Raw genomic sequence first — 23,821 nt, 5'->3', positions numbered from 1 at the left:
ATGGCCGCCACACTGGGTGCGGTGCCCCGCCCGCCGCGTCCGCGCGGACGCCTCGATCCCACGGTGGGCAAGGCCAGGGCCATGGTGGGTGGGCTGCTGGGCCTGAAAACCACGGGCAAAAAGCTGCAGGTGGAGGAGCCGCCGTTGATCCTTGTGGGCTGCAGCGGAGGCCCCGACTCCCTGGCCCTGGCAGCCGTTTGCGCCTTTTTTGCCCACCGTGGCGAGGTGCGGGTGGGTGCGGTGGTGGTGGATCACCAAATGCAGGCAGGCAGCGCGGCGGTGGCCCAACGCACCGCAGCCCAGCTGGAAACCATGGGGCTGGATCCTGTTGTGGTGCGTGTTGTCCACCTCAAGGACGACGGCGCCGGTCCCGAGGGTGCCGCCCGTGCAGCCCGTTTTGCCGCCCTTGACGCGGCAGCGCAGGAACTGGGGGCCAAGCACGTGCTGCTGGGCCACACCATGGATGACCAGGCGGAGTCGGTGCTGCTGGGCCTGGCCCGTGGATCCGGGACGCGTTCCCTCGCTGGCATGCGTGAACGCCGCGGCATTTATCTGCGCCCCTTCCTGGGGCTGCGGCGGGATGAGACCTTGGCCATATGCGCAGCCCTGGATCTGGACCCCTGGCACGATCCGGCCAACCAGGACCCCGCCTACCTGCGGGTCCGGGTGCGCCACAATGTGATTCCACAGCTTGCTGCCGGGCTGGGCCCGGGGGTGGCGGAATCGCTGGCCCGTTCGGCAACCATTCTGGGCCACGACGCCGACCTTCTGGATGACTTGGCAGCGGCAAAATACCACCAACTCGCCCAGGTCAGCGCCGAAAACGGCACCCTGGACAGCATCTGCCTGCCGGAGGAGGAACTCCGGCAGCTGCCGCCGGCACTGCGCACCCGCGTGTTGGCCTTGGCCGCCGTCGAACTGGGCGGAGTGCAGCCAAGCCTTGAACGTCTGGCTGCCGTGCAAACCCTGCTGTTGCGAAAAGGCTCCGCCGGGCCCGTCCAGTTGGCCGGAAAAGTCAGCGCCTGGCGGATTTCACGTGCACAAGGCGTTCCCCAAGAGGGCCGCGGCTATGGGAAGCTTGTTCTTAAGCGCAGCAGTTAGGCGCATTTTCTGCAGCAGTGCAGCACCGAGCCAGTTACAAACCTTTACAACCAGGAGCCATGGGTGGATTCACAAGACGTCCAAGCTGATCTCAAGCACGTTCTTTACACCAAGGAACAAATTCAAACGCGTGTAGCCGAGTTGGCTGCCCAAATTGATGCTGACTACGAGGGCCGCGACGTCCTCCTGGTGGGCGTCCTCAAGGGTGCTGTCATGGTCATGGCCGACCTGTCGCGGGCCCTGCACAGCCACGTCACCATGGATTGGATGGCTGTCTCCTCCTATGGCTCCGGTACCCAGTCCTCAGGTGTTGTCCGGATCCTCAAGGACTTGGAAACGGACCTGATGGGCAAGCACGTGCTCATTGTCGAGGACATCATCGACTCCGGACTGACCCTGTCGTGGCTGCGCGCCAACCTGATGTCCCGTGGCCCGGCCTCCGTTGAGATTTGCACCCTTTTGCGCAAACCGGACGCCGCCAAGGTCGAAATCGACGTCAAGTATGTGGGCTACGAAATCCCCAACGAATTCGTGGTTGGCTACGGCCTGGACTTTGCTGAGAAGTACCGCAACCTGGACTTTATTGGCACGCTGGCCCCGCACGTTTACGAGTAGCCAGTAATTTTGCACCCCGGGCCCCCAATGGCGGCCGCCGTCCCCGGCAGTTGCCGCCATTGGGGGTCTTCTTGTGCCTGTAACCGCCTTTTCGTTATGCCCTCAGGGAACTAAGTGCGATTCCCGTACGTGTAGCAGGGCGAACGGTGCAAAGCTGTTATCCGAAGGCTGTGTCGCAGTCAGCCTTGAATGTACGTATTGGTTGAGCGGGAGGGACGAGGCCTGGCCTCGAACACATGAAAGTCAAGAAACTCTTCAAGGGTCCATTTGTGTGGATTGTTGTGGCGGTCGTGCTCATCAGCGCCGGCCTGTTCACACTGACCGGAACGGGTCAAAGCCGCATCACCACTTCAGAGGCCCTGAACCTGCTCAATGACGACAAAGTCGCCTCGGCCAAGGTCTTTGGATCTGAAGGTCGGGTGGACTTGGTCTTGAAGGATGACTTCACCACGGCCGAAGACCGCAAGGTCGGGAAAAACGTGCAGTTTTACTACGGCGGATACCGTGCCACCACCATGGTTGAGGCCATTGACAATGCCGGCCTGGAAAAGTTCGACGACCAACCGGCGTCGAACAACTTCTGGTCCAGCATGCTCTCACTGCTCATCCCCTTCATTCTCATTGGCTTGATTTTTTGGTTCCTGTTCTCCCGCATGCAGGGTGGCAGCTCCAAGGTCATGCAGTTTGGCAAGTCCAAGGCCAAGCTGCTGACCAAGGACCACCCGCAGGTGACCTTCTCCGATGTGGCCGGCGCCGACGAAGCCGTCGAAGAGCTCCATGAAATCAAGGACTTTCTGCAAAGCCCTGACAAGTTCACCGCCGTGGGGGCCAAGATCCCCAAGGGCGTGCTGCTGTACGGCCCTCCCGGAACCGGCAAGACCCTCCTGGCCCGCGCCGTTGCCGGCGAGGCCGGAGTACCGTTTTACTCCATCTCAGGTTCTGACTTTGTGGAAATGTTCGTGGGTGTGGGTGCCTCCCGCGTCCGTGACCTGTTCGAGCAGGCCAAGAACAACGCCCCGGCCATCATCTTCGTGGATGAAATTGACGCCGTGGGCCGCCACCGCGGTGCCGGCATTGGCGGCGGCAATGACGAACGCGAGCAGACCCTCAACCAGCTGCTGGTGGAAATGGATGGTTTTGACGTCAAAACCAACGTGATCCTGATTGCTGCCACCAACCGCCCCGATGTGCTGGACCCCGCACTGCTGCGCCCGGGCCGCTTTGACCGGCAGATTCCCGTGGAGGCCCCGGACCGCCAGGGCCGTGAGCAGATCCTGCGCGTCCACGCCAAGGGCAAGCCCATGGCCCCCGGTGTGGACTTGAACGCCGTCGCCAAGAAGACCCCCGGCTACACCGGTGCCGACCTCGCCAATGTGTTGAACGAGGCGGCCCTGTTGACCGCGCGCTCCAATGCCCAGCTGATTGATGACCGCGCCCTGGATGAATCCATTGACCGCGTCATGGCCGGGCCCCAGAAGCGCACCCGCGTCATGAAGGAACTGGAACGGAAAATCACCGCCTACCACGAGGGTGGGCACGCCCTGGTTGCCGCCGCCATGCACAACACGGCCCCGGTCACCAAGATCACCATCCTGCCCCGTGGCCGTGCCTTGGGCTACACCATGGTGGTGCCCGAGGATGACAAGTACTCGGTGACCCGCAATGAGCTGCTGGACCAAATGGCCTACGCCATGGGTGGGCGCGTTGCGGAGGAGATCGTGTTCCACGATCCTTCCACCGGCGCCTCCAATGACATTGAAAAGGCCACCGCCACGGCCCGTGCCATGGTCACCCAGTACGGCATGAGCGAGCGCATTGGCGCCGTCAAGCTGGGCTCCGGCAACAGCGAGCCGTTCCTGGGCGCCAGCGCCGGCCATGACCGCGACTATTCCGAATCAGTGGCCGCCATCATTGACGCCGAAGTCCGCAAACTCATCGACCAGGCCCATGACGATGCCTACGAGGCGCTCATTGCCAACCGCGACATCCTGGACCGTCTGGCCCTGGAGCTGCTGGAGCGCGAAACCCTCAACCAGGCTGAGATCGCCGAAATCTTCGCCGGTCTGCGCAAACCTGCCGAACGCCGGGTGTGGCTTTCCAAGGACAGCCGCCCGGTTTCCAACGTCCCTCCCGTGGTCACTGACAAGGAACGCCGGGAGGCGGCCGAGGCAGGCGGGCCCAGTCCTGACACCGTATCCCCCCAGGACCAATTGGCTTCCGCCAAGCTGGCGGGCAGCGTCGATGCCCCGCAGGGCCACCCAGGCAGCAATGCGGGCACAGGCGAGGCCCCGCAGCTGCCAGGCGAAGCGTAAGTGAAAGCAATGGAAGGCGAACTCATGGACCTTGACGGCGATCAGGCTGCAGTGGCTGGTGACGCGCCGGCGTCGACGGTGGATTTACCCCGCATTGAGGCTGCCGTGCGGGAAATCCTGCTGGCCATTGGGGAGGACCCCGACCGCAGCGGCCTGCTGGACACCCCCAAACGGGTGGCGAAGGCCTATGCGGAGGTTTTCGCCGGAATCCACCAGGATCCGGCCGGGGTTTTGGGCACCACCTTTGACATTGCGCATCAGGAGATGGTGCTGGTCAAGGACATTCCGTTCTACTCCACCTGCGAACACCACCTGGTGCCTTTTCACGGCAGTGCCCACGTAGGCTACATCCCCGCCGCGGACGGACGTGTCACAGGTCTGAGCAAGCTGGCCCGCCTGGTGGACATTTACGCCAAACGTCCGCAGGTGCAGGAGCGGCTCACCTCCCAAATTGCCGATGCCTTGGTGGAACACCTCAAGCCGGAGGGCGCCATAGTCGTCATTGAGTGCGAACACATGTGCATGTCCATGCGGGGTGTGCGCAAACCCGGCGCCAAGACCGTCACCAGTGCCGTTCGCGGCATGCTTCACGAGCCCGCCACCCGGGCCGAAGCCATGAGCCTGATTCTCGGAAGGTAGAAAGACCACAGCATGGATTCACTCGCAGCTGCCCCAGGAACGGGCCCGGCCACGTCCCCACTGCCCGTCTTGCGCGCCAGGCGCGCGGTGGCAAGCTTTGCGTCCCTGCCCGCCGACCGCACGGTGGTCATGGGGATTTTGAACTGCACGCCCGACTCCTTCAGCGACGGCGGCGAGTACAACTCCACCGACACCGCCATAGCCCACGGTTTGCGGATGTTTTACGGGGGCGCGGACATCATTGATGTGGGCGGCGAATCCACCCGGCCAGGCTCCCACGCCGTGGCGGAGGACGAAGAGCAGCGCCGCATCCTGCCTGTTGTTTCCGCGTTGGCCAAGGCTGGTGCCCTCATCAGCATTGACACCCGCCACGCTTCCACGGCAGCCCGGGCCCTCGACGCCGGCGCCGCGCTGATCAATGACGTGTCCGGCGCCAATGTGCATGAGGACATGATTGCCTTGATAGCTGAACGTCAAGTGCCCTACGTGCTCATGCACAGCCGCGGTGATTCCCGTTCCATGGACTCCCTGACCCAGTACAGCGATGTGGTGGAGGAAGTGGTGGGTGAATTGTCGGTGCTGCGCGAACGCTTTTACGCCGCCGGGGTCAAAGCTGAAATGCTGATAGTGGATCCCGGGGTGGGCTTTTCCAAAAATGCCGAGCAGAACTGGGAACTGCTGGCCAACCTGGACCGGGTGGCTGCCATGGGCAACAAGGTTTTGGTGGGCACCTCACGCAAACGCTTCCTGGGGTCCCTTTTGAGCAGCGCCGGCAAGGCGGCGGCTCCGAAGGAACGTGATGATGCCACCTCCGCCACCACCGCCCTCGCCGGGGCGCAGGGCGTATGGGGGGTGCGCGTGCATGATGTCGGTGCCAGCCTCGATGCCGCCAAGGTGGCGGCACGCCTGCGCTTGGCCCAGGAAAACCGTGCGGCCCGTAGGACGCCGCACGGCACCGGGGGAACGGCATGATGGGGGTGGACACCATCCGCCTGAGCAGTGTGACTGCCATTGGTTATCATGGCGTGTTTGACCATGAGAAGCGTGACGGGCAGCCCTTCATCACCGACGCCGTGTTGTTCATGGATGTGAACCCGGCCGCGGCCACGGATGACCTGCGCAAAACCGCCGATTATGGCGCCGTGGCCGAGACCATTGTGGCCATGGTGACGGGACAGTCCTATGATCTCATTGAGACATTGACGGTGCGCATGGCCGAGCGCCTACTCACGGACTTCCCCCTGCTGCAGGCAGTGGAGGTCACTGTGCACAAACCCAAGGCCCCCATCCAAGTGCCGTTCGGAGACGTCAGCATCACTGTCCACCGGACCCGCGGACAGGTGGACGGGTGAGCGGCGAACGTTCACTGACCCGCGCCATCCTGGCCCTGGGCAGCAATTTGGGCGAACGCGCAGGAACCCTCCAGGATGCGGTGGCCGATTTGGTTGACCGGCCTGAGGTGCGGCTGGACAACGTCTCCCCGGTCATCACCACCAAGGCCGTGGGAGGCCCTGCCGGGCAACCTGATTTTTTAAACATGGTCATTGCCGTCTACACCAGCCTCACGGCGATGGAGCTCCTGGCGCATTGCCAGGGAGTTGAACTGGCCCACCACCGGACCCGTGAAGTGCGCTGGGGTGCGCGGACCCTTGACGTGGACATCATCACCTACGGCGAGATGCGTTCAACAGACCCGGTCCTGACGCTGCCCCACCCACGCGCCGCGGAACGGGCCTTCGTGTTGTACCCGTGGTCGCTCATGGAGCCACACGCCACGCTGCAGGGGCAGCCGGTGGCAGAGTTGGCCGCAGCGGCGGCAGACATGCCCGGGATTTCCCACGCACCCGAGGCCCAGGCGTGACTTTACGCCGGGGCTGAATGTCCCCGGTGAGCCGCCGCCGGTGCCCCGTCCGCAGGGCCCGCGGTCATCGTTTGCCGGCTTCGGCGCAGCCGTTCATTGGTGGAGTACGGTTAATCGTGATGTCCCTGACGAACTTATGAGGCAAAGATGAAAGGCACGATGCGCACCATCAGGCCTGCGTGGTTGATAGGCATTGGCGTGGCGGTGGCTGTTTTGGGCTTGATTGCCACGGAACTTTGCTCGCGCGCCAGTTTGGCGCTGCCGGTGCTGCCGTTAAGTTCCCTTGCCACCATGGGGCTGATAGTGGTGGTCTGCATTTTCCTGGGGCTGAAGGTCCGCCGCTGGCGTGACGGCAGACGGGATAAGGCCTTGGATGCGCTCATGGCGGCCCGAACAGTGGTGCTGGCCCAGGCCTGTGCCTATGCCGGGGCGGTTTTATTGGGCTGGCATGCCGGAATCATGCTGGATCAATTGCCCACAGTGTCCCTGCGCGCCGAGCTGGGTGTCATTTGGCAGCTGCTTACGCTCATGGCAGGCGGCCTGGTCATGGTGGTTGTGGGAATTGCCGTGGAACGCTTTTGCAAGGTGCCCCCGGATGACAATGAACCACCGGATAATCCGCGCATCAAGCGCGACAGCCACGGGGAGGAAGAATTTGCCTAGCCCCCGCGCCCACCCCATAGATCCGCAAGGGGTGGATTTTCTGCCCGTTTCCGCGAAGCTGGCCACGGCCCGCTTCATTTCCGCCGGAATTGGTTCGTTGATTTTTCTGGCCATCACCCTGACGCCGCTGCTGCTCAAAACCACAGGGGTATGGCCCGGGTACCCAGCCTGGCTGGCCTGGACGGCTCCGGCGCTGGTGGTGCTTGTCCTGGTCTGGGAACTGCTGCTGATTCCGCGTCAGGTGCGTGCGATCGGCTACGCCGAACAGGATGAGGACCTCTTGATCCGTGACGGCATCTTGTTCCGCCGCATCATGGTGGTCCCCTATGGGCGGATGCAATACGTGGACGTGACCATGGGTCCCTTGGAACGCATGCTGGGGCTGAGCACCATCCACCTTCACACGGCCTCTCCCGGCACGAATGCTGTCATTAACGGCCTGCCGGCTGCGGAAGCCGCCCGGCTGCGTGAGCAGCTTTCGGCCCGCGGCGAGGCGAAACTGGCCGGATTGTGAGCGTCGCAGGGCCCAGCGCCCCGGCCTTCACCACGGATGCCGCCGGCACCTGGCACCGGGTCCACCCCGTCTCGCCGCTTGTGCGTGGTTGGGTGGCGGTGGTTGCGGTGGCATACATTTTTGGCCGCAACGCCTTCGACTCATTCGTGGCCGGCGACTGGGAGGACGAGGGGGGCGTCTCCGCAGGCGCTCCGCTGCCCATCATTGGTGCCATCATTGGCGCCGCCGTGGTGGTTTTTGGCCTGGTATTTTTTCTCTCGTGGCGGTTCACCCGCTACCAGGTCACTGACACCTCAGTGCATATCAATTCCGGCGTGGTGTTCAGACAGCAACGCCAGGCGCGTATTGACCGGGTGCAGGCCATTGACGTGGTGCAGCCGTTGGTGGCCCGTGCCTTTGGGCTGGCGGAACTGAAGTTTGAAGTGGCCGACGGCGGCAAGTCCGTCATGCGCCTGGCGTTCCTGAAGCTGGGGGAGGCCAAGCGGCTGCGGGCAGCCATCCTGGCACGCGCGGCCGGCGTGGACATGGATCCCCTGGCCCCTGGCGAGGTCCAGGAAGCGCCGGAAACCCCGGTGCTGGCCTTGCGGCCTGGCCGGATCGTGGGGGCGGCCTTTTTGAGCGGGACCACCGCCGGTGCGTTGATTGTGGCTGCAGGCCTTGGTGTGGCAGTGGGGATCAGCGGGGAACCAGCCATTTTGTTCGGCGCCTTTCCCATTATTTTGGGTTTTGCGGCCGGCTATTGGAAGACCATCACCACTGATTATAATTTCCGGCTTGCGGTCTCGGTCGATGGTGTCCGGCTGCATTACGGGATGTTGGAAACACGTTCCCAAACCATCCCCCCTGGCCGGGTTCAGGCCGTTGGCATCTCCCAGGGACCCATTTGGCGAATGGCCGGCTGGTACCGGGTGCAGGTCAATGTGGCCGGTTATGGGGCAGACACCACGGATTCCGGTTCCCGCAGCGTGATCCTGCCCGTTGGCACCCTGGACGAGGTCATGACTGTGCTGGGCCTGGTCTTTCCCGACCCCGGGGTCGACGATCCCTTTGCGGTCTTTACCGCAGGTCTGCGCGGCCGCGGCACCGGCCATGGATTTGTGCCCGCACCGCGCCAGGCGCGGTGGCTGGACCCGCTGGCCTGGCGCCGAAATGCCTACCGTGCCACTGACACCGCCCTGCTGTGCCGCCGTGGCGCGGTGGTCCGGCTGCTGCAGCTTGTTCCGCACGAACGCACGCAGTCCCTGGGACTGCGGCAAGGGCCCCTCATGGCACGGCTGGGGCTGGCCAGTTTTGCCCTGCATTCCACCCCGGGTCCGATCCGGCCCCTGGTCAAGCACATGTCGGTGGCCAATGCCCTGGCGCTCTTTGCTGAGCAGGCCAAGCGCGCAGCCACGGCCCGCCGCATGCACGCCCGGGAACAATGGTTGGAGCCGGCGCAGGCTGCACAACAAAATGAAGAGGTGAAGCGTGGCGATTAAACCGGGACGGCTGGGAATTGGCATCATTGGGGCCGGCAAGGTGGGAGCCGTTTTAGGGGCGGCGCTGCGCGGTGCCGGGCACGCCATTGTGGGGGTGGCGGCCGTCTCGGAGGCCTCCCTGGAGCGGGCCGAGCTGCTGCTGCCGGGGGTCCCCGTGCTGGAGGCGGCTGACATTGTGGAGCGCTCCGAGCTGGTGCTGCTGGCCGTGCCCGACGACGTCCTGCCGCATCTGGTCACCGGTCTGGCAGCCACAGGGGCCTGGCAGGCCGGACAGCTGGTGGCACACACCTCGGGCCGCTTCGGCACCGGTGTGCTGGGGCCGGTGAAGGAAGCCGGAGGCATTGCGTTGGCGTTGCACCCGGCCATGACCTTTACGGGCATGAGCCTTGATCTGAGCCGTCTGGTGGACTGCACCTTCGGCATCAGCGCCGATCCGGCCATGCTGCCCATTGCCCAGGCGCTGGTGGTGGAAATGGGGGCCGAGCCGGTGGTCATTGCCGAGGCGGACCGGGTTTTGTACCATGCAGCCTTGGCCCATGCGGCAAATCACATGGTCACCCTGGTGGCGCAATCGGCCCAAATCCTCGGGGACATCGGAGTTGAGGCACCGCAGCATCTCATGGGTCCGCTGTTGCGGGCGGCCTTGGAGAATGCCCTGGCCTCGGGGGAATCGGCGCTGACCGGACCCGTGGCGCGTGGTGATTCCGGCACCGTGGCGGCCCACACGGCGGCGCTGCAGGAACATGCCTTGGATACTGGGGCCAATGACATCCGTGACGCCTATTTGGCCATGGCCGAAGCCACCGCAGCCCGCGCCGCCAAGCGCAGGCTGCTTTCAGCGGAGGCCTTCCTCGGGGTGCAGGCAGCCTTGCGGGGGGACGACGCCGGCCCCGCCACAGGTGCCGGCTAAGGGGCAGGTGCACCAACAGGAACCATGACAGTGGTTCACAAGTGCCGGGAAGAATGGAAAGAGTACAAAGATGAGCATTGTCCGGGTGGAAACCATAGCCGAACTCCAGAATGCAGCGGGGGAACTGCTGCTGGCCAGAGCCAAGGAATCCGGTGGTGCCGGGGGCGGCGCGCAGCCGGGAACCCTTGGCCTGGTTCCCACCATGGGTGCCCTGCATCATGGCCACGCCAGTTTGGCGCGTGCGGCGGCGGCGGAAAATTCAGTGGTGGTGGCCAGCGTGTTCATTAATCCGCTGCAGTTCGGTGACCCGGCTGACTTGGCGCGGTACCCCCGCACAGCGGAAGCGGATGCGCTGCTGCTGGAAGAGGCGGGAGTGGACATCATGTTTGCCCCCACGGTGGCCGAAATGTACCCCGGCGGCGAACCCATGGTGCGCATCACGGCCGGCAGGATCGGTGAACTGTATGAGGGTGCCGCGCGTCCCGGGCACTTTGACGGCGCCTTGACGGTGGTGGCCAAACTGCTTCATGCGGCCCTGCCCGGCAGCGGCCTGGCCGGCGCCGGAGTGCATTCTGCGGCGCCAGAGGGCGCCGCGGGGCGCCGGCGGCCGGCCTACCGGGCCTATTTTGGCCAAAAGGACGCCCAGCAGTTGACCCTGGTGCGCGCGATGGTGGCGGACTTGAACTTTCCCGTGGAAATCGTGGCAGTGCCCATTGTCCGGGACGAGGACGGGCTGGCAGCTTCAAGCCGCAACCGTTTTTTGTCTCCCCAGGAACGCAGCAGCGCACTGGTTTTGCCCCGGGCGTTGCAGCTGCTCAAGGCCCGTGCCGATGCCCACGAGCCACTGGATATTGCCTCGGCGGAAGAGCTGGTGCGCAGCGCCCCGGGGGTGGACTTGGATTATCTGGAGGTGGTGGACGTGGAAAGTCTGCTGGTACGGGCGGAAAATTGCCAGGACACCCCTTTTACCGGACAGGCGCTGGCGCTCATTGCCGCCCAGGTGGGGCCGGTGCGGCTCATTGACAACATGCTTTTGGGCTAGGGCCGCACCGGCGTCCAAAAGCACCGCCGCGGACGCGGCCCAGCATGCCCGCACAGGGTTGAGGGCGTGCCGGGCCGCATCCGTGGTAGCGGGTCAGGCGCCGGCCAGCGCGGCCGCCACCTCACCGGCGGTGGGGTAGGCGCCCTGGGCGCCCCTTTTAGTGGTGGCCAAAGCTGCCGCCACCGAGGCGTAGCGGGCGGCGTCGGCCAGCGGGCCCCCCGCCGCCAGTTGGGCGGCGACGGCGCCGGTGAAGGCATCGCCGGCTCCCGTGGTGTCCACGGCCGGGACCACTGTGGGGGCAATGCGCACCACGGGCTCCGCCGGGTTTTTCGAGTCCAAAACCACTGACCCTGCAGCGCCCAGGGTCACCAGGACCCTCTCCAGCCCACGCCCGGCAAAGGCTGCCAGCGCCCCTTGCCACTGATCGGCGGCGGCGTGGGGCCCCGGCATGGCATAGCCGTTTAAAAACTGCGAGGCCTCGTGGGTATTGACCAGCAGCACATCCGTCAGCTTCGCCAACCCGGCGGTAATGGGAGCATACGGGGAGAGGTTCAGGAGCACTGTTGCCCCGGCGTCGTGCCCGGCCTGGGCTGCCGCCTCAACGGTGGCCAGGGGAACCTCCAGACACAGGCAGACCACACCGGCGCCGCGAAAAATTTCGCCGTCCACGTCCGCAGGAGAGAAGGTGCCATTGGCCCCTGCATTGATGATGATGGAGTTTTCACCGCTGCGCTCAACGGAAATGACTGCAACACCTGTGGGTTCGTCCACGCGGCGCACTGGATCAACGTCCACGCCGGCTCCGGCGGTGGAAGCCAGCAGCATCTCGCCGTGGGCGTCGCGGCCCACGGCGCCCAAAAGCGTCACGGCACCGCCCAGCCTAGCCGCGGAGACGGCCTGGTTGGCGCTTTTCCCGCCAGGGTTCACGGCAAAGCCGTTGCCGTGCAGGGTTTCCCCCGGGGCAGGCAGGCGTTCGCAATATATGGTCAGATCGGCATTAAGTGATCCTGCAACAATGATTCGTTGGGATTTCATGGGGCAACCTCCGCATCGACGGGCTTGGGGACCAGCAGGGAAGCGGCAAAGGCGGCCACTGCAATGCCCAGCGCCACCATCACCACTGTGGCATAAGAACCCTGCACACCCAAGGGGGCGGTGGCGACCAGAATGGCCGGCAGCACCAGAAAGCTCAGGCCCGCACCGAGGTTGAACGCCCCGGCATTCATCCCCGGCAGAAAGCCCGGGTTGCCCTGGGGTGAGAGCACCACGCCCAGGCCGTTGAGCATGATGTTCACGGTACCCGCATACATGATGCCCAACAGCACCGTTCCAGCAATCATCAGCGGCAGGCTGTTCAGGCCAAGGAAGGCAATGATGGCCAGCGCCGCAATGCTGCCGAGCAAGCCCACACGCAACATCTTGGTGTAGCCAAACACCGGTGCCAAACGGCCCGTGATGGGCCCGAAAAGCCAGCCCAGCAAAGCGTAGGGGGTGAGGATGATCAGGCTCATCTCAGTGGCGCCGAGTCCAAAGCCGGGATCCGCCGCCTGCACGAAGGCCGGAACGATGCCGTTGATGACGGCAAAGATTCCCGTCATGGTCAGCACGGTGGTCAGCAGCGGTGCCCAGGTGGAGCGCTGGCGCAGGTGCACAATTTCCACCATGGGGTGGGCGGAACGCTTTTCCACGGTCCAAAAAGCTGCAAAGGCCGTCAGGGAAATGACCGCCAAAAGCAATGCCAGCAGCAAGGTGCCCGTGTTGAAGGCGCCCACCAGCGCCGTCGCCTCATTAAGTGCGGTCAACAAGCCACCAACTGCTATGACAATGAAGAACACGCCCAGCCAGTCCATCTTGGTTCCGGCGCCTGGTTTGCTTTCCCCGGCCAACATCATGATCAGGACCACGGCGACGGCGGCAATGGCCACCATGAGCCAGAAAATGCTGCGGAAGCCATAGTTTTCGGCAAAGTAGCCGCCCACAAAGGAATCAATGCCGGCAATTCCGCCATTGACGGCAGTGACCAGGCCCATGAGGGCGCCATACTTCTTCGGGTCCTTCACTGCCGAGCGCAGCATGATCAGGCACAGCGGAACCGTGGGCCCGCTGATTCCCTGGATGATGCGGCCAATGAACAGCCAGGTGATGTCCGGGGCCAGGGCGGAGATGACCGAACCAATGCCCATCAGCGCCATCATGGACAGGAGGACCTTTTTGCGGCCAATGATGTCGCTCAGGCGCGGCAGGAACAGTGAGAAGACGGCTGCGGCGGTGAAGAACCAGGTTTGGGACAGACCAATGGAGGCCTGGCTGGCATTGAGTTCCGCACCCATGGTCACCAGGGCCGGGCTGAGCATGGAGGCGTTGAGCTGGAAGGCCACGCAGGCGGTCAGCAACGCCACCATGAGCGCTGTGACATTTCCGGGCTTGCTGCTCACTTTCGTGGCGATGGCGCTCATGCGTCAACCTCGCCAATGCGAACCAGGGCGTCGGTGACCAGCTGCCAGAACTTGGTGTGGTCCAGGTCCACGGCAACCGAGGTTTTGCAGTCCGCGGGGGCCGGGGCGCGGAAGTCAGCCACCGTCATGCCCAGGGTCAGGGTGCCGGTGAGTTCAATGTCAACAGGAACCTTTTGGGTGGACATGACAGTGGGGTCGATGACGTAGGCCACGGCGCAGGGATCATGCACGGGCGGGTGGTCAAAACCCTGGTTGTCCTTGTACGCCTTGGCAAAGAAATCCATGAGTTCGTGGACAAAGCGGGCGGGTTTGGTCCCCACGGCGTCAATGGCCGCAACCACTTCCGGGGTGGCCAGTGCCTGGTGGGTCAGGTCAAGGCCAACCATGACCACTTCCCAGCCGGCGTTGAACACAATGTGCGCCGCTTCGGGATCAATCTTGATGTTGAATTCGGCCACAGCGCTCCAATTGCCCACATGGTAGCCGCCGCCCATGAGGACTACTTCCCGCACGCGCTCCACAATGCGCGGTTCCTTCCGGGCAGCCATGGCAATGTTGGTCAACCCGCCGGTGGGTACCAGGGTAATGGTGCCCGGCTCATGCGTCATGATCAGTTCAATGATGAGGTCCACGGCGTGGCGGGGGTCAAGTTCAATGGTGGAAACAGGCTGCGCGGGGCCGTCCATGCCACTTTCGCCATGAATGTCAGGGGCCGTTTCAATGCTGCGCACCAGCGGCCTGTCACAACCGGCGGCAAAGGGCACGCCCTCAATGCCGGCAATGGTGCCCACCGACAGCGCGTTGCGGGTGACCTTGGCCAAGGTCTGGTTTCCCACCACTGTGGTCACTGCCAGCAACTCAATGGCAGGACTGCCATGGGCCAGCAGCAGGGCTACGGCATCATCATGTCCCGGATCGCAGTCCAGGATGATTTTTCGGGGTCCGGCCGGCAGGGCCGGGGCCGGCTGCTGGTCCGGATGGTGTTCGGGGTTCACTTTTTCTCCACGTCGTTGGGGGCGGCGCCTTGGGTGTTGCACCGGGCAGATTTCAGTGTGCCAGCCGGGCAACTTCACGTCAAGCGCTTAACGTGCTGATTTCAAGGCACCGGTCCTAGCTTGCCGCCAGATGGCGGGCAGGGCGGGGAGGGGCCTTTGCGCCGGCCCGGATACTATCAATCCATGCCTTCCCCGCCCATGCCTGAATCCCCGCAATCCCCCCCTGCGGCCCGGGGGCGCGTGACGGCGGCCATGGTGGCTGCCCGGGCGGGCGTCTCCACCGCCACTGTCTCATTGGTGAACAGCGGCAAGACCGCAGGCCGGGTCTCCCCGGAAATCACTGCCAGGGTGCAGGCGGCCGTGGCGGAGCTTGGCTATGTGGTCAACGTCCTGGGCAGTTCCCTGGCCAAGGGCCGCAGCAATATGGTGATTCTGGTGGCCCCGGATGTCTCCAATCCTTTTTATGCCAAAGTCATTGCCGGCGTGCGCGAAGGCATTGGCCCGGACTTTCACCTGCTGTTGTCGGTCACCGAGGCCGGGGAAACGCCCCAAGCCGCGGATGTGCAGCGGCTGTTGGGGCTCAGGCCCGCGGGGTTGCTCATTGACGCCCCCAGCGCCAGCTTCCTGGCGGCGCTTGAAGGCCCCGACCCGGTGGTCCTGTTGGATGCGGCGGGCATTGCCAGCAACGCCCCGTCAGTGAATTTTGATGTCGCTGGAGGTGCGCGCGCCTTGGCCACGCATTTGGCTGGATTGGGCCACAAAGTCATCGCCTACCTGGACAGCACCACCGGCACCGAAACGTTCCGGGTCCGCCGCGACGCCTTCAGGGACCAGGCCCGGCGCCTGGGCATGGTGGTGGCCGGGGAGGCCGCGGCCACCATCGACGTCGGCATGGCCGCGCGGGCCTTCACCCGCGCCTGGGACCAGTGGGGGCGGCAGGGGGTGAGCGCCGTCGTCTGTGCCACCGACACCCACGCCTATGGGGTGTTGCAGGAGGCGCGCGTGGCAGGGCTTGCAGTGCCCCAAGACCTTGCCGTGACGGGTTTTGATGACCTGCCCTATTCCCAAACGTCCAATCCGGGCCTGACCACGGTGCAGCTGCCCGCCTCGGAAATGGGCAAAATTGCCGGCCAGGAACTCCGCCGGCTCATGGAGGGGCAGGCCCCGGCCGCCAAGGAGCTGAGCTTGGATGCGGTGCTGGTGGTTCGCGGGTCCACGGTGGCACGCCGCTAGGGAAAGTGCCCACGGAGGGTTCACCCAGATTCAACCACTAAACTAGTGAACCGTGAGTGCAGACAAAACCCCCAGCCTTGAGCCCAGCGACGTTTCCGAGCAGATGCTTGTCCGTATGGACAAGCGCGCCAAGTTGCTGGAGCGGGGTGAACAGGCCTATCCCGTAGGCGTGGCACGGACGCACACCATTGAACAAATCCGCACCCAGTACCCCGACCTCGAGGCGGATACGGCGACGGGGCAGCTGGTGGGCATCACCGGACGCGTGGTCTACGTCCGCAACAAGGGCAAGCTGTGTTTTGCCACCCTCCAGTCCGGAGCGGGCGCACGGCTGCAAATCATGCTGTCCCTGGCGAACATTGGCGAGGAAGCCCTGGGCCAGTGGAAATCAGTGGTGGATCTTGGCGACCACGTCTTCATCAAGGGAGAGGTGATCAGTTCCCGCACCGGCGAGCTCTCCATCATGACCTCAGAGTGGGCCATGGCGTCCAAAGCCCTGCGGCCGCTGCCCGTGCTGCACGCGGAACTTTCCGAAGAAATGCGTGTGCGCCAGCGCTACGTCGACCTCATTGTCCGCGATGACGCGCGCCGGCAGGTCCGCACCCGCTCGGCCATTATCAAGGCCATCCGGGACGCCCTCCACGGCGAGGAGTACATTGAGCTGGAAACCCCCATTTTGCAGCTCATTCACGGCGGCGCCTCGGCGCGGCCCTTCCATACCCACCTCAATGCCTTCGATCAGCCCATGACCTTGCGCATTGCCATTGAGTTGTACCTCAAGCGCGCGGTGGTGGGCGGCATGGACAAGGTTTTTGAACTCGGCCGCATTTTCCGCAACGAGGGTGTGGACTCCACCCACAGCCCGGAATTCACCATGCTGGAAGCTTATGAAGCATATGGCGATCAATTCACCATGGCAAAAACCATGCAGCGCATAATTCTCGCCGCCGCGGACGCCGTTGGTTCCAGGGTTATTGAAACTGAACGCGGCCACGTCAATCTTGATGGTGAATGGCCCTGGCTTCCCGTTTACCAGGGGCTGTCGGACGCTGTCGGGGTGGAAATTACGCCGGCAACCACCGCCGTTGAATTACGCGAAATTGCCGCCAAACACGGGATAAAGGTTGATTCGGCATGGGATGCTGAGAAACTCGTCACCGAACTATTTGGCGAAATCGTTGAACCCACAATTATTCAGCCCACCTTTGTTTGTGATTATCCGCCGTCGGCCCAGCCGCTGGCCCGTCCCCACCGGGACAATCCCGACCTTATTGAGGCGTGGGATCTGATAATTGACGGACGTGAAACCGGAACCGCCTTTTCCGAGTTGATTGATCCGGTCATTCAGCGCGAGCGGTTGACGCGGCAGTCCCTGGCTGCCGCGGCAGGCGATCCTGAAGCCATGCAGCTTGACGAGGACTTCCTTCGTGCGCTGGAATACGGCGCCCCGCCCATGGGTGGGTTGGGGTTGGGAATTGACCGTTTGGTCATGCTCTTTACCGGCGTAGGCATTCGTGAAGCCATTCTTTTCCCCTTGATGAAGCCAGAGTAGGAGCCATAAGGTTATGGAATATATTGCAGTCATCCTGCCTTCAATAGGTGTGGGAGCGCTTTTCTACTTCGCCATGAAGGCAATATTCAATGCCGATAAATCAGAGCGGGAAGCCTTGGCGCAGGCGGAGCATGATGCCGAGACTCCCGGCGAGCCCACACAATAAGTTATTAGCACCGCTGGTTTTTGACGTACCGGTGTTTTCGCCACATAATTAATGACAAGTATTCATCAATCTATGTGAGGCGATTACTCCCCATGGCACAGAAAATTCACGTCACACTTGTTGACGACATTGATCAGAGCCCGGCAGATGAAAATTTGAATTTTGGTCTTGACGGAATCAATTATGAGATTGACCTTTCCGCCAAGAATGCCCAGGAACTGCGGGATGCGCTGGGCAAGTATATTGACGCAGCACGCAGGGTCGGCGGGCGTGCGGTCCGCGGCCGCGGACCGGCCGCTGCCAGCAAGGGCAGCGGCGATGTTGCGCAGATCCGTGCCTGGGCACGTGAAAACGGCTATACGGTCCACGAGCGTGGCCGCATCCAGGCTGAAATTCGGGACGCCTACCACGCAGCCCAGGGCGACTAGGGCCGCACGCGTGCCTGCCCCGGCGCTTTAGTGCCCCGCACCGGCGGCGGGAACACCACACCAGGTGTTCCCGCCGCCGCTGTTTAAGGGCCGTTCCGCGGCCATGAACGGGGCGGCGGAAGGCGGCACGCAGTGGGGGCGGAAAAAAGTTCTGTTTCCCCTGTGGCGAACAAGCCACCATTGTGTGCGGCTACTGCGTAGCATCAAAGTACGCAGTAAAAGGAGTGTGGCGAAATGTTTGAGCGATTTACCGACCGAGCCCGACGTGTTGTTGTGCTGGCCCAAGAAGAGGCCCGCATGCTCAACCACAACTACATTGGCACCGAGCACATTCTGCTTGGCCTCATCCACGAAGGTGAGGGAGTTGCCGCCAAGGCACTTGAGTCCTTGAACATCTCCTTGGACGGGGTGCGTGAGCAGGTTCAGGAAATTATTGGCCAGGGGCAGCAGGCCCCCAGCGGGCACATTCCCTTCACCCCGCGCGCCAAAAAAGTTCTGGAACTCTCGCTTCGCGAGGCGCTGCAGCTGGGCCACAACTACATTGGCACCGAGCACATCCTGCTGGGCCTGATCCGTGAAGGTGAAGGCGTGGCCGCGCAGGTGCTGGTCAAGCTCGGCGCCGATCTGGGCCGGGTCCGCCAGCAGGTCATCCAGCTGCTGTCCGGGTACCAGGGCAAGGAGCCGGTCGCCAGTGGCGGGCAGCAGCCCGAAGGTGCCCCGGCAGGGTCGGTGGTGCTGGACCAGTTTGGCCGCAACCTGACCCAGGCTGCGCGTGAGAACAAGCTGGACCCCGTCATTGGGCGTGCGCATGAGATGGAACGCGTCATGCAGGTCCTCTCCCGCCGCACCAAGAACAACCCCGTGCTCATTGGTGAGCCCGGGGTGGGCAAGACTGCCGTCGTCGAAGGCCTGGCGCAGGCGATTGTCCGCGGCGACGTCCCTGAGACCATCAAGGACAAGCAGCTCTACACCCTCGATCTGGGTTCGCTGGTGGCAGGTTCACGCTACCGCGGCGACTTTGAGGAACGCCTGAAGAAGGTGCTCAAGGAAATCCGCACCCGCGGGGACATCATCTTGTTCATTGACGAGATTCACACCCTTGTCGGTGCCGGTGCCGCCGAGGGCGCCATTGACGCAGCCTCCATCCTGAAGCCCATGCTGGCCCGCGGCGAGCTGCAGACCATTGGTGCCACCACGCTCGATGAGTACCGCAAGCACATTGAGAAGGACGCCGCTCTTGAGCGCCGCTTCCAGCCCATTCAAGTGCAGGAGCCTTCAGTTCCGCACACCATTGAAATTCTCAAGGGCCTGCGTGACCGCTACGAGGCACACCACCGCGTCTCCATCACGGACAGCGCACTGTCTGCTGCGGCAACATTGGCAGACAGGTACGTCTCCGACCGTTTCCTGCCGGACAAGGCCATTGACCTTATTGACGAGGCCGGTGCACGGCTGCGCATCCGCCGCATGACGGCACCGCCGGAGCTCAAGGCCATGGACGGTGAAATTGCGGCTGTTAAAAAGCGCAAGGAAGACGCCATTGACGCCCAGGACTTCGAAGGCGCCGCGTCCCTGCGCGATGATGAGCAAAAGCTGATCACTGCCCGTGCCGACAAGGAACGCAAGTGGAAGTCCGGCGGTCTGGATGAAATTTCAGAAGTCGATGAGGAACTCATTGCCGAGGTTCTGGCCAACTCCACGGGCATCCCCGTGTTCAAGCTGACCGAGGCCGAGTCCACCCGCCTGCTGAAGATGGAAGAGGAACTGCACCGCCGCGTGGTGGGTCAGAACGAGGCCATCAAGTCCATTTCCCAGGCCATCCGCCGCACCCGTTCGGGGTTGAAGGATCCCAAGCGTCCGGGTGGTTCGTTCATCTTTGCCGGCCCCACCGGCGTCGGCAAGACCGAGCTGGCCAAGGCGCTGGCGGAGTTCCTCTTTGGTGACGAGGATGCCCTCATCACGCTGGACATGTCCGAGTACTCCGAAAAGCACACCGTCTCACGTCTCTTTGGTGCCCCTCCCGGCTACGTGGGCTACGAAGAGGGCGGGCAGCTGACGGAGAAGGTCCGGCGCCGTCCGTTCTCGGTGGTGCTCTTTGACGAGGTGGAAAAGGCGCACGCCGACCTCTTCAACTCGCTGCTGCAGATCCTGGAGGACGGCCGCCTCACCGACAGCCAGGGACGGGTGGTGGACTTTAAGAACACCATCATCATCATGACCACCAACCTGGGCACCCGTGACATTTCCAAGTCAATTGCCACTGGTTTCCAGTCCGGAACCGATACGCAGACCGGTTACAACCGGATGCGTGCCCGGGTCACGGAAGAGCTCAAGCAGCACTTCCGCCCCGAGTTCCTCAACCGCGTCGACGACGTTGTGGTGTTCCCGCAGCTGACCCAGGCGGAGATCATTGAGATTGTTGATCTCATGGTGGCCCGGCTGGAAACGCGCCTGGCGGACAAGGGAATGGGCATTGAGCTCACCCCGGCGGCGAAGATCCTGCTGGCCACCCGCGGTTACGACCCCGCCATGGGTGCCCGCCCGCTGCGTCGGACCATTCAGCGGGAAATTGAAGATCACCTCTCGGAGAAGATCCTCTTTGGCGAGCTGAACACCGGCGACATCATCACGGTGGACGTGGAGGGCGAGGGGGACGAGGCCAAGTTCACCTTCGTCGGCGCCACCAAGGAGACCATCCCGGACGCCATCACGGCATCCGCCTAGGATCCTTGCCGTCAACAGCACGCCCATGGCGGCCCCTCCCATAGGGAGGGGCCGCCATGGGCGTCTGTGGTGGTCCGGATGGTTCCGCGGCCGCTGCCTGCCCGGCAGCAGGTGAAACCATCACGGCCGTGGGGGTCATAGACTGAAAAACGTGACTATTGAAACCACCATTGTTCTCCGGCCTGCCCGCACCTCGGATGTCCATGCCATCAAGGACCTGGTGGCACCCCTGGCGGAGCGCCGAATCCTCATTTCCAAGGAATCGGTGACGTACTTTGAGGCCATCCAGGAATTTGTGATTGCTGAAATTGACGGGCAGGTGGTGGGCTGCGGCGCCCTGCACGTCATGTGGGAAGACCTGGCCGAGATCCGCACCCTGGCAACAGCACAGCAATGGCACGGCCACGGCGTGGGCAGGGCGGTGGTGGCGCAGCTGCTGGCGAATGCACGCCGCGTTGGTGTTTCCCGCGTATTTTGCCTGACTTTTGAGGTGGAGTTCTTCACGAGGCAGGGTTTTACAGTCATGGCTGACCAAAGCGCCGTGGATCCGGCTGTCTACTCCGAACTCCTCCGCTCCGCCGACGAGGGCATTGCCGAATTCCTGGACCTGGCCAGGGTCAAACCCAATACCTTGGGCAATACCCGCATGATCTGCCAGCTGTAGCTGCAACTGTGGGGACAGGGCTTTAGCGCCCCTCCCTACCGCAGGCGGGTTCCCGCAGGTAGTGTTCAAGCAGTGGCCGCATGCTGCCTGGCCGCCCACACCAGCGTTGCCTGCCATGGAGGTCCCGTCATGAAAAAGCTCATTAATGATCCGAAAAACGTTGTCAGCGAGGCCATGGAGGGTTTCAGCCAGGCCCATGCCGACCACGTGCGCCTGAATCCCAACCCGCTGTTCCTAAGCCGTGCGGATGCTCCACGCCCGGGCAAGGTGGGCCTCGTGTCAGGAGGCGGCAGCGGACATGAACCGCTGCATGCAGGCTATGTGGGCGTGGGCATGCTCGACGCCGCGGTGCCCGGCCCCATGTTCACCTCGCCCACACCCGAGGCCATCATTCCAGCCACGCTGGCAGCCAATGCAGGTGCCGGGGTGGTCCACATTGTCAAAAACTACACCGGTGATGTGCTGAATTTTGAAACTGCCGCCGAAATGGCGCAGGCCGAGGGTGTGGAAGTGCGCACGGTGCTGGTCAATGACGACGTCGCGGTGGAGGATTCGCTGTACACCGCAGGGCGCCGCGGCGTGGCAGGCACTGTGCTGGTGGAGAAGATAGCCGGGGCGGCGGCCGAACGTGGCGATGACCTGGAAACCGTGGCGGCCATTGGCAAGCGGGTCAACGACAATGTCCGCAGCATGGGGGTGGCCCTGTCTGCCTGCACGGTTCCGCACGCAGGCGTGCCCAGTTTTGAGCTGGGCGAAGACGAAATGGAAATTGGCATTGGCATACACGGCGAACCCGGCCGGCACAAGGTGCCCATGGAGGATGCCAATGGCATTGCCGCGCGGTTGCTGGAACCCGTGCTGGCCGACCTGGCGCCGCAGGCCGGGGACAAGGTGCTGTTGTTTGTCAACGGCATGGGCGGCACCCCCGCCAGCGAGCTGTACATTGTGTACCGCCAGGCAGCAAAGCTTTTGGCGCAGGCGGATTTGGTGGTGGCGCGGTCCCTGGTGGGCAATTACATTACGGCGCTGGACATGCAGGGCTGTTCCATTTCCGTGCTGCGGCTGGATCCTGAAATGACCGAACTGTGGGACGCGCCGGTCAACACGCCGGCACTGCGATGGGGGATGTAAATGAATCAGCCTCTAAACGTGGACTGGGCCGCCGACTGGCTGCGGAGATCAGCAGCAGTCATCGCCGAACAACGCGTGGCCTTAAGCGAACTGGACCGGGCCATTGGCGACGGCGACCACGGCGAGAACATGGATCGCGGCTTCAACGCCATCTTAGGGAAGCTCGACGCCGCCCCTCCCGATTCACCGGGCGGGGCCTTCAAGCTGGCGGCGATGACACTGATGTCCAAAGTGGGCGGCGCCGCCGGACCGTTGTATGGTACGGCGTTTTTACGTGCCGCCACGGCTGTAGGGGATGCCGCCGAGCTCAACGCGGAACTGTTGGTGGCAGCGCTTGCCGCGGCCCGCGACGGGGTGGTGGCGCGCGGCAAGGCCGAACCGGGGGACAAAACCATGATTGATGCGTGGACTCCAGCCGTGGACGCCGCCAGGGCCGCCGCGGAATCCGGCGCGGAGCCTGCCGCCGTGCTTGCGGCTGCGGCCACCGCGGCTGAAGCCGGTGCTGCTGCCACTGATCCGCTGGTGGCCCGCAAGGGTCGGGCCAGCTACCTGGGTGAGCGGGCCGTGGGGCATCGCGACCCCGGTGCTGCCTCCTCCGCGCTGATGCTGCGCGCTGCGGCCCAGGCGGCACTGGCATGAGCGTGGGGCTGGTGATTGTCTCGCACAGCGCCCAGTTGGCTGCCGGTGTGGTGGAACTGGCGGCACAAATGGCGCCCGATGTGGTGCTGGCCGCTGCCGGTGGAATGGACGACGGCGGCCTGGGGACTTCGTTGGAGAAGGTCATGGCTGCAATCGGGCAGGCAGACACCGGGGCCGGTGCAGTGGTTTTGACTGACCTTGGTTCGGCCGTGATGACGGCCGAGTCCGCCCTTGAGTTCCTGGGCGGCGGGGATCAGGTCCGTCTGGCCGATGCACCCCTGGTGGAAGGTGCCGTGGCCGCAGCCGTGGCAGCCCAGTCGGGGGCCTCACTTGCTGCCGTGTGCCGGGCCGCCCAAAGCGCCCTGCAGCCCGGCGGGGCGCAAGCAGGGACCGTGCAGCCTGGCACCGGGGCCGCCGGCGCACCCGGCGCGGCAACTGCCACCGTGGCCTTGATCAACCCCCTGGGGCTGCACGCCCGTCCGGCAGCCATGCTCGCTGGGGTGCTGGGCGCCATGGACGTTGACATTGACATCAACGGGGTGGATGGCCAGTCGGTCATGATGCTCATGACTCTGGGAGCCGGGGCGGGCACGGAACTGTCCCTGTCCGCCACGGGTCCGGAAGCGCAACAGGCAGTGGATTTTGTGCGCAGCGAGGTGGAGCGGGGATTTGGGGAGATCTAGCATCACCTTCGCCGG

General features: G+C 63.8%; 24 protein-coding genes. 21 read left to right on the top strand and 3 right to left on the bottom strand.

Features of this window, described 5'->3' with window-relative positions; genetic code table 11:
• The 12 genes from tilS (at position 1) to ACFUCV_RS07190 (ending at position 11,135) form a co-directional block, all read left to right on the top strand.
• The gene (gene tilS, locus ACFUCV_RS07245) at positions 1–1,101 is read left to right on the top strand and encodes a tRNA lysidine(34) synthetase TilS (RefSeq protein ID WP_380813981.1); all 1,101 of its coding nucleotides are present in this window, start codon (positions 1–3) and stop codon (positions 1,099–1,101) included.
• 63 nt (positions 1,102–1,164) lie between these two features.
• Positions 1,165–1,716, top strand: coding sequence for a hypoxanthine phosphoribosyltransferase (hpt, locus tag ACFUCV_RS07240; RefSeq protein ID WP_380813979.1), 552 nt, complete (start codon positions 1,165–1,167; stop codon positions 1,714–1,716).
• A 236-nt stretch (positions 1,717–1,952) separates the two neighbouring features.
• On the top strand, positions 1,953–4,028 hold the full coding sequence (gene ftsH, locus ACFUCV_RS07235; RefSeq protein ID WP_380813976.1) for an ATP-dependent zinc metalloprotease FtsH: 2,076 nt from the start codon (positions 1,953–1,955) through the stop codon (positions 4,026–4,028).
• Between the two features lie 24 nt (positions 4,029–4,052).
• Complete coding sequence (folE, locus tag ACFUCV_RS07230; RefSeq protein ID WP_380814170.1) at positions 4,053–4,667, top strand: GTP cyclohydrolase I FolE; 615 nt, start codon at positions 4,053–4,055, stop codon at positions 4,665–4,667.
• Between the two features lie 12 nt (positions 4,668–4,679).
• Positions 4,680–5,639, top strand: coding sequence for a dihydropteroate synthase (folP, locus tag ACFUCV_RS07225; protein ID WP_380813972.1), 960 nt, complete (start codon positions 4,680–4,682; stop codon positions 5,637–5,639).
• Complete coding sequence (folB, locus tag ACFUCV_RS07220) at positions 5,636–6,019, top strand: dihydroneopterin aldolase (protein ID WP_380813970.1); 384 nt, start codon at positions 5,636–5,638, stop codon at positions 6,017–6,019. Before folP ends, folB begins: the two co-directional genes overlap by 4 nt.
• Complete coding sequence (gene folK, locus ACFUCV_RS07215; protein ID WP_380813968.1) at positions 6,016–6,528, top strand: 2-amino-4-hydroxy-6-hydroxymethyldihydropteridine diphosphokinase; 513 nt, start codon at positions 6,016–6,018, stop codon at positions 6,526–6,528. The genes folB and folK overlap by 4 nt, the downstream gene beginning before the upstream one ends.
• 147 nt (positions 6,529–6,675) lie before the next feature.
• Positions 6,676–7,191 carry a DUF3180 domain-containing protein gene (locus ACFUCV_RS07210; RefSeq protein WP_380813966.1) on the top strand — a complete coding sequence of 172 codons (516 nt, stop codon included), beginning with the start codon at positions 6,676–6,678 and terminating at the stop codon, positions 7,189–7,191.
• Positions 7,184–7,705, top strand: a complete 522-nt coding sequence (locus ACFUCV_RS07205; RefSeq protein WP_380813964.1) for a PH domain-containing protein — start codon at positions 7,184–7,186, stop codon at positions 7,703–7,705. Before ACFUCV_RS07210 ends, ACFUCV_RS07205 begins: the two co-directional genes overlap by 8 nt.
• On the top strand, positions 7,702–9,183 hold the full coding sequence (locus ACFUCV_RS07200; protein WP_380813961.1) for a PH domain-containing protein: 1,482 nt from the start codon (positions 7,702–7,704) through the stop codon (positions 9,181–9,183). The genes ACFUCV_RS07205 and ACFUCV_RS07200 overlap by 4 nt, the downstream gene beginning before the upstream one ends.
• Positions 9,173–10,093: a Rossmann-like and DUF2520 domain-containing protein gene (locus ACFUCV_RS07195; protein ID WP_380813959.1), complete on the top strand. Its 921-nt coding sequence runs from the start codon at positions 9,173–9,175 to the stop codon at positions 10,091–10,093. Before ACFUCV_RS07200 ends, ACFUCV_RS07195 begins: the two co-directional genes overlap by 11 nt.
• 70 nt (positions 10,094–10,163) lie before the next feature.
• Positions 10,164–11,135, top strand: coding sequence for a 4-phosphopantoate--beta-alanine ligase (locus ACFUCV_RS07190; protein WP_380813957.1), 972 nt, complete (start codon positions 10,164–10,166; stop codon positions 11,133–11,135).
• Positions 11,136–11,228: 93 nt separating this feature from the next.
• On the opposite strand, the gene ACFUCV_RS07185 is transcribed toward ACFUCV_RS07190, so the two are convergent.
• The 3 genes from ACFUCV_RS07185 to ACFUCV_RS07175 are packed head-to-tail and all read right to left on the bottom strand — an operon-like array spanning position 11,229 to position 14,586.
• A complete protein-coding gene (locus ACFUCV_RS07185) occupies positions 11,229–12,170 on the bottom strand; it encodes a ribokinase (protein WP_380813955.1) in 942 nt (313 codons plus the stop codon).
• A complete protein-coding gene (locus ACFUCV_RS07180; protein WP_380813952.1) occupies positions 12,167–13,591 on the bottom strand; it encodes an MFS transporter in 1,425 nt (474 codons plus the stop codon). Before ACFUCV_RS07180 ends, ACFUCV_RS07185 begins: the two co-directional genes overlap by 4 nt.
• Complete coding sequence (locus ACFUCV_RS07175) at positions 13,588–14,586, bottom strand: nucleoside hydrolase (protein WP_380813950.1); 999 nt, start codon at positions 14,584–14,586, stop codon at positions 13,588–13,590. Before ACFUCV_RS07175 ends, ACFUCV_RS07180 begins: the two co-directional genes overlap by 4 nt.
• 252 nt (positions 14,587–14,838) lie before the next feature.
• Between ACFUCV_RS07175 and ACFUCV_RS07170 the strand changes: the two genes are divergently transcribed.
• From ACFUCV_RS07170 to dhaM, 9 genes are all read left to right on the top strand, one after another.
• Entirely contained in the window at positions 14,839–15,819 is a 981-nt protein-coding gene (locus tag ACFUCV_RS07170) for a LacI family DNA-binding transcriptional regulator (protein WP_380814168.1), read from the top strand.
• A gap of 103 nt (positions 15,820–15,922) precedes the next feature.
• On the top strand, positions 15,923–17,371 hold the full coding sequence (gene lysS, locus ACFUCV_RS07165; protein ID WP_380814166.1) for a lysine--tRNA ligase: 1,449 nt from the start codon (positions 15,923–15,925) through the stop codon (positions 17,369–17,371).
• Positions 17,372–17,384: 13 nt separating this feature from the next.
• Positions 17,385–17,537: a hypothetical protein gene (locus tag ACFUCV_RS07160; protein WP_380813948.1), complete on the top strand. Its 153-nt coding sequence runs from the start codon at positions 17,385–17,387 to the stop codon at positions 17,535–17,537.
• Between the two features lie 92 nt (positions 17,538–17,629).
• A complete protein-coding gene (locus ACFUCV_RS07155) occupies positions 17,630–17,965 on the top strand; it encodes an Lsr2 family protein (protein ID WP_380813946.1) in 336 nt (111 codons plus the stop codon).
• Between the two features lie 234 nt (positions 17,966–18,199).
• Positions 18,200–20,689, top strand: coding sequence for an ATP-dependent Clp protease ATP-binding subunit (locus ACFUCV_RS07150; protein WP_380813944.1), 2,490 nt, complete (start codon positions 18,200–18,202; stop codon positions 20,687–20,689).
• Positions 20,690–20,846: 157 nt separating this feature from the next.
• Complete coding sequence (locus tag ACFUCV_RS07145; RefSeq protein WP_380814164.1) at positions 20,847–21,353, top strand: amino-acid N-acetyltransferase; 507 nt, start codon at positions 20,847–20,849, stop codon at positions 21,351–21,353.
• A gap of 129 nt (positions 21,354–21,482) precedes the next feature.
• On the top strand, positions 21,483–22,484 hold the full coding sequence (gene dhaK, locus ACFUCV_RS07140; RefSeq protein ID WP_380813942.1) for a dihydroxyacetone kinase subunit DhaK: 1,002 nt from the start codon (positions 21,483–21,485) through the stop codon (positions 22,482–22,484).
• Positions 22,485–23,123, top strand: a complete 639-nt coding sequence (gene dhaL, locus ACFUCV_RS07135; protein WP_380813940.1) for a dihydroxyacetone kinase subunit DhaL — start codon at positions 22,485–22,487, stop codon at positions 23,121–23,123.
• Positions 23,120–23,806: a dihydroxyacetone kinase phosphoryl donor subunit DhaM gene (dhaM, locus tag ACFUCV_RS07130; RefSeq protein ID WP_380813937.1), complete on the top strand. Its 687-nt coding sequence runs from the start codon at positions 23,120–23,122 to the stop codon at positions 23,804–23,806. Before dhaL ends, dhaM begins: the two co-directional genes overlap by 4 nt.
• Positions 23,807–23,821: the final 15 nt, after the last annotated feature.

The sequence above is a fragment of the Specibacter sp. NPDC057265 genome, assembly GCF_042668835.1.
GTDB lineage: Bacteria > Actinomycetota > Actinomycetes > Actinomycetales > Micrococcaceae > Specibacter.
The sequence above is the reverse complement of the archived record's forward strand: the minus strand, read 5'-3'. Positions and strand labels throughout refer to the sequence as shown.

What these genes read in the sequence shown, in the direction of transcription:
- ACFUCV_RS07185 (WP_380813955.1), bottom strand. Translation starts at nt 12,170, where the DNA reads ATGAAATCCCAACGAATCATTGTTGCAGGATCACTTAATGCCGATCTG.
- tilS (WP_380813981.1), top strand. Translation starts at nt 1, where the DNA reads ATGGCCGCCACACTGGGTGCGGTGCCCCGCCCGCCGCGTCCGCGCGGA.
- lysS (WP_380814166.1), top strand. Translation starts at nt 15,923, where the DNA reads ATGCTTGTCCGTATGGACAAGCGCGCCAAGTTGCTGGAGCGGGGTGAA.
- dhaM (WP_380813937.1), top strand. Translation starts at nt 23,120, where the DNA reads ATGAGCGTGGGGCTGGTGATTGTCTCGCACAGCGCCCAGTTGGCTGCC.
- ACFUCV_RS07180 (WP_380813952.1), bottom strand. Translation starts at nt 13,591, where the DNA reads ATGAGCGCCATCGCCACGAAAGTGAGCAGCAAGCCCGGAAATGTCACA.
- ACFUCV_RS07210 (WP_380813966.1), top strand. Translation starts at nt 6,676, where the DNA reads ATGAAAGGCACGATGCGCACCATCAGGCCTGCGTGGTTGATAGGCATT.
- ACFUCV_RS07170 (WP_380814168.1), top strand. Translation starts at nt 14,839, where the DNA reads ATGGTGGCTGCCCGGGCGGGCGTCTCCACCGCCACTGTCTCATTGGTG.
- ACFUCV_RS07155 (WP_380813946.1), top strand. Translation starts at nt 17,630, where the DNA reads ATGGCACAGAAAATTCACGTCACACTTGTTGACGACATTGATCAGAGC.
- ftsH (WP_380813976.1), top strand. Translation starts at nt 1,953, where the DNA reads ATGAAAGTCAAGAAACTCTTCAAGGGTCCATTTGTGTGGATTGTTGTG.
- ACFUCV_RS07150 (WP_380813944.1), top strand. Translation starts at nt 18,200, where the DNA reads ATGTTTGAGCGATTTACCGACCGAGCCCGACGTGTTGTTGTGCTGGCC.
- ACFUCV_RS07190 (WP_380813957.1), top strand. Translation starts at nt 10,164, where the DNA reads ATGAGCATTGTCCGGGTGGAAACCATAGCCGAACTCCAGAATGCAGCG.
- dhaL (WP_380813940.1), top strand. Translation starts at nt 22,485, where the DNA reads ATGAATCAGCCTCTAAACGTGGACTGGGCCGCCGACTGGCTGCGGAGA.
- folB (WP_380813970.1), top strand. Translation starts at nt 5,636, where the DNA reads ATGATGGGGGTGGACACCATCCGCCTGAGCAGTGTGACTGCCATTGGT.
- dhaK (WP_380813942.1), top strand. Translation starts at nt 21,483, where the DNA reads ATGAAAAAGCTCATTAATGATCCGAAAAACGTTGTCAGCGAGGCCATG.
- folP (WP_380813972.1), top strand. Translation starts at nt 4,680, where the DNA reads ATGGATTCACTCGCAGCTGCCCCAGGAACGGGCCCGGCCACGTCCCCA.
- folE (WP_380814170.1), top strand. Translation starts at nt 4,053, where the DNA reads ATGGACCTTGACGGCGATCAGGCTGCAGTGGCTGGTGACGCGCCGGCG.
- ACFUCV_RS07160 (WP_380813948.1), top strand. Translation starts at nt 17,385, where the DNA reads ATGGAATATATTGCAGTCATCCTGCCTTCAATAGGTGTGGGAGCGCTT.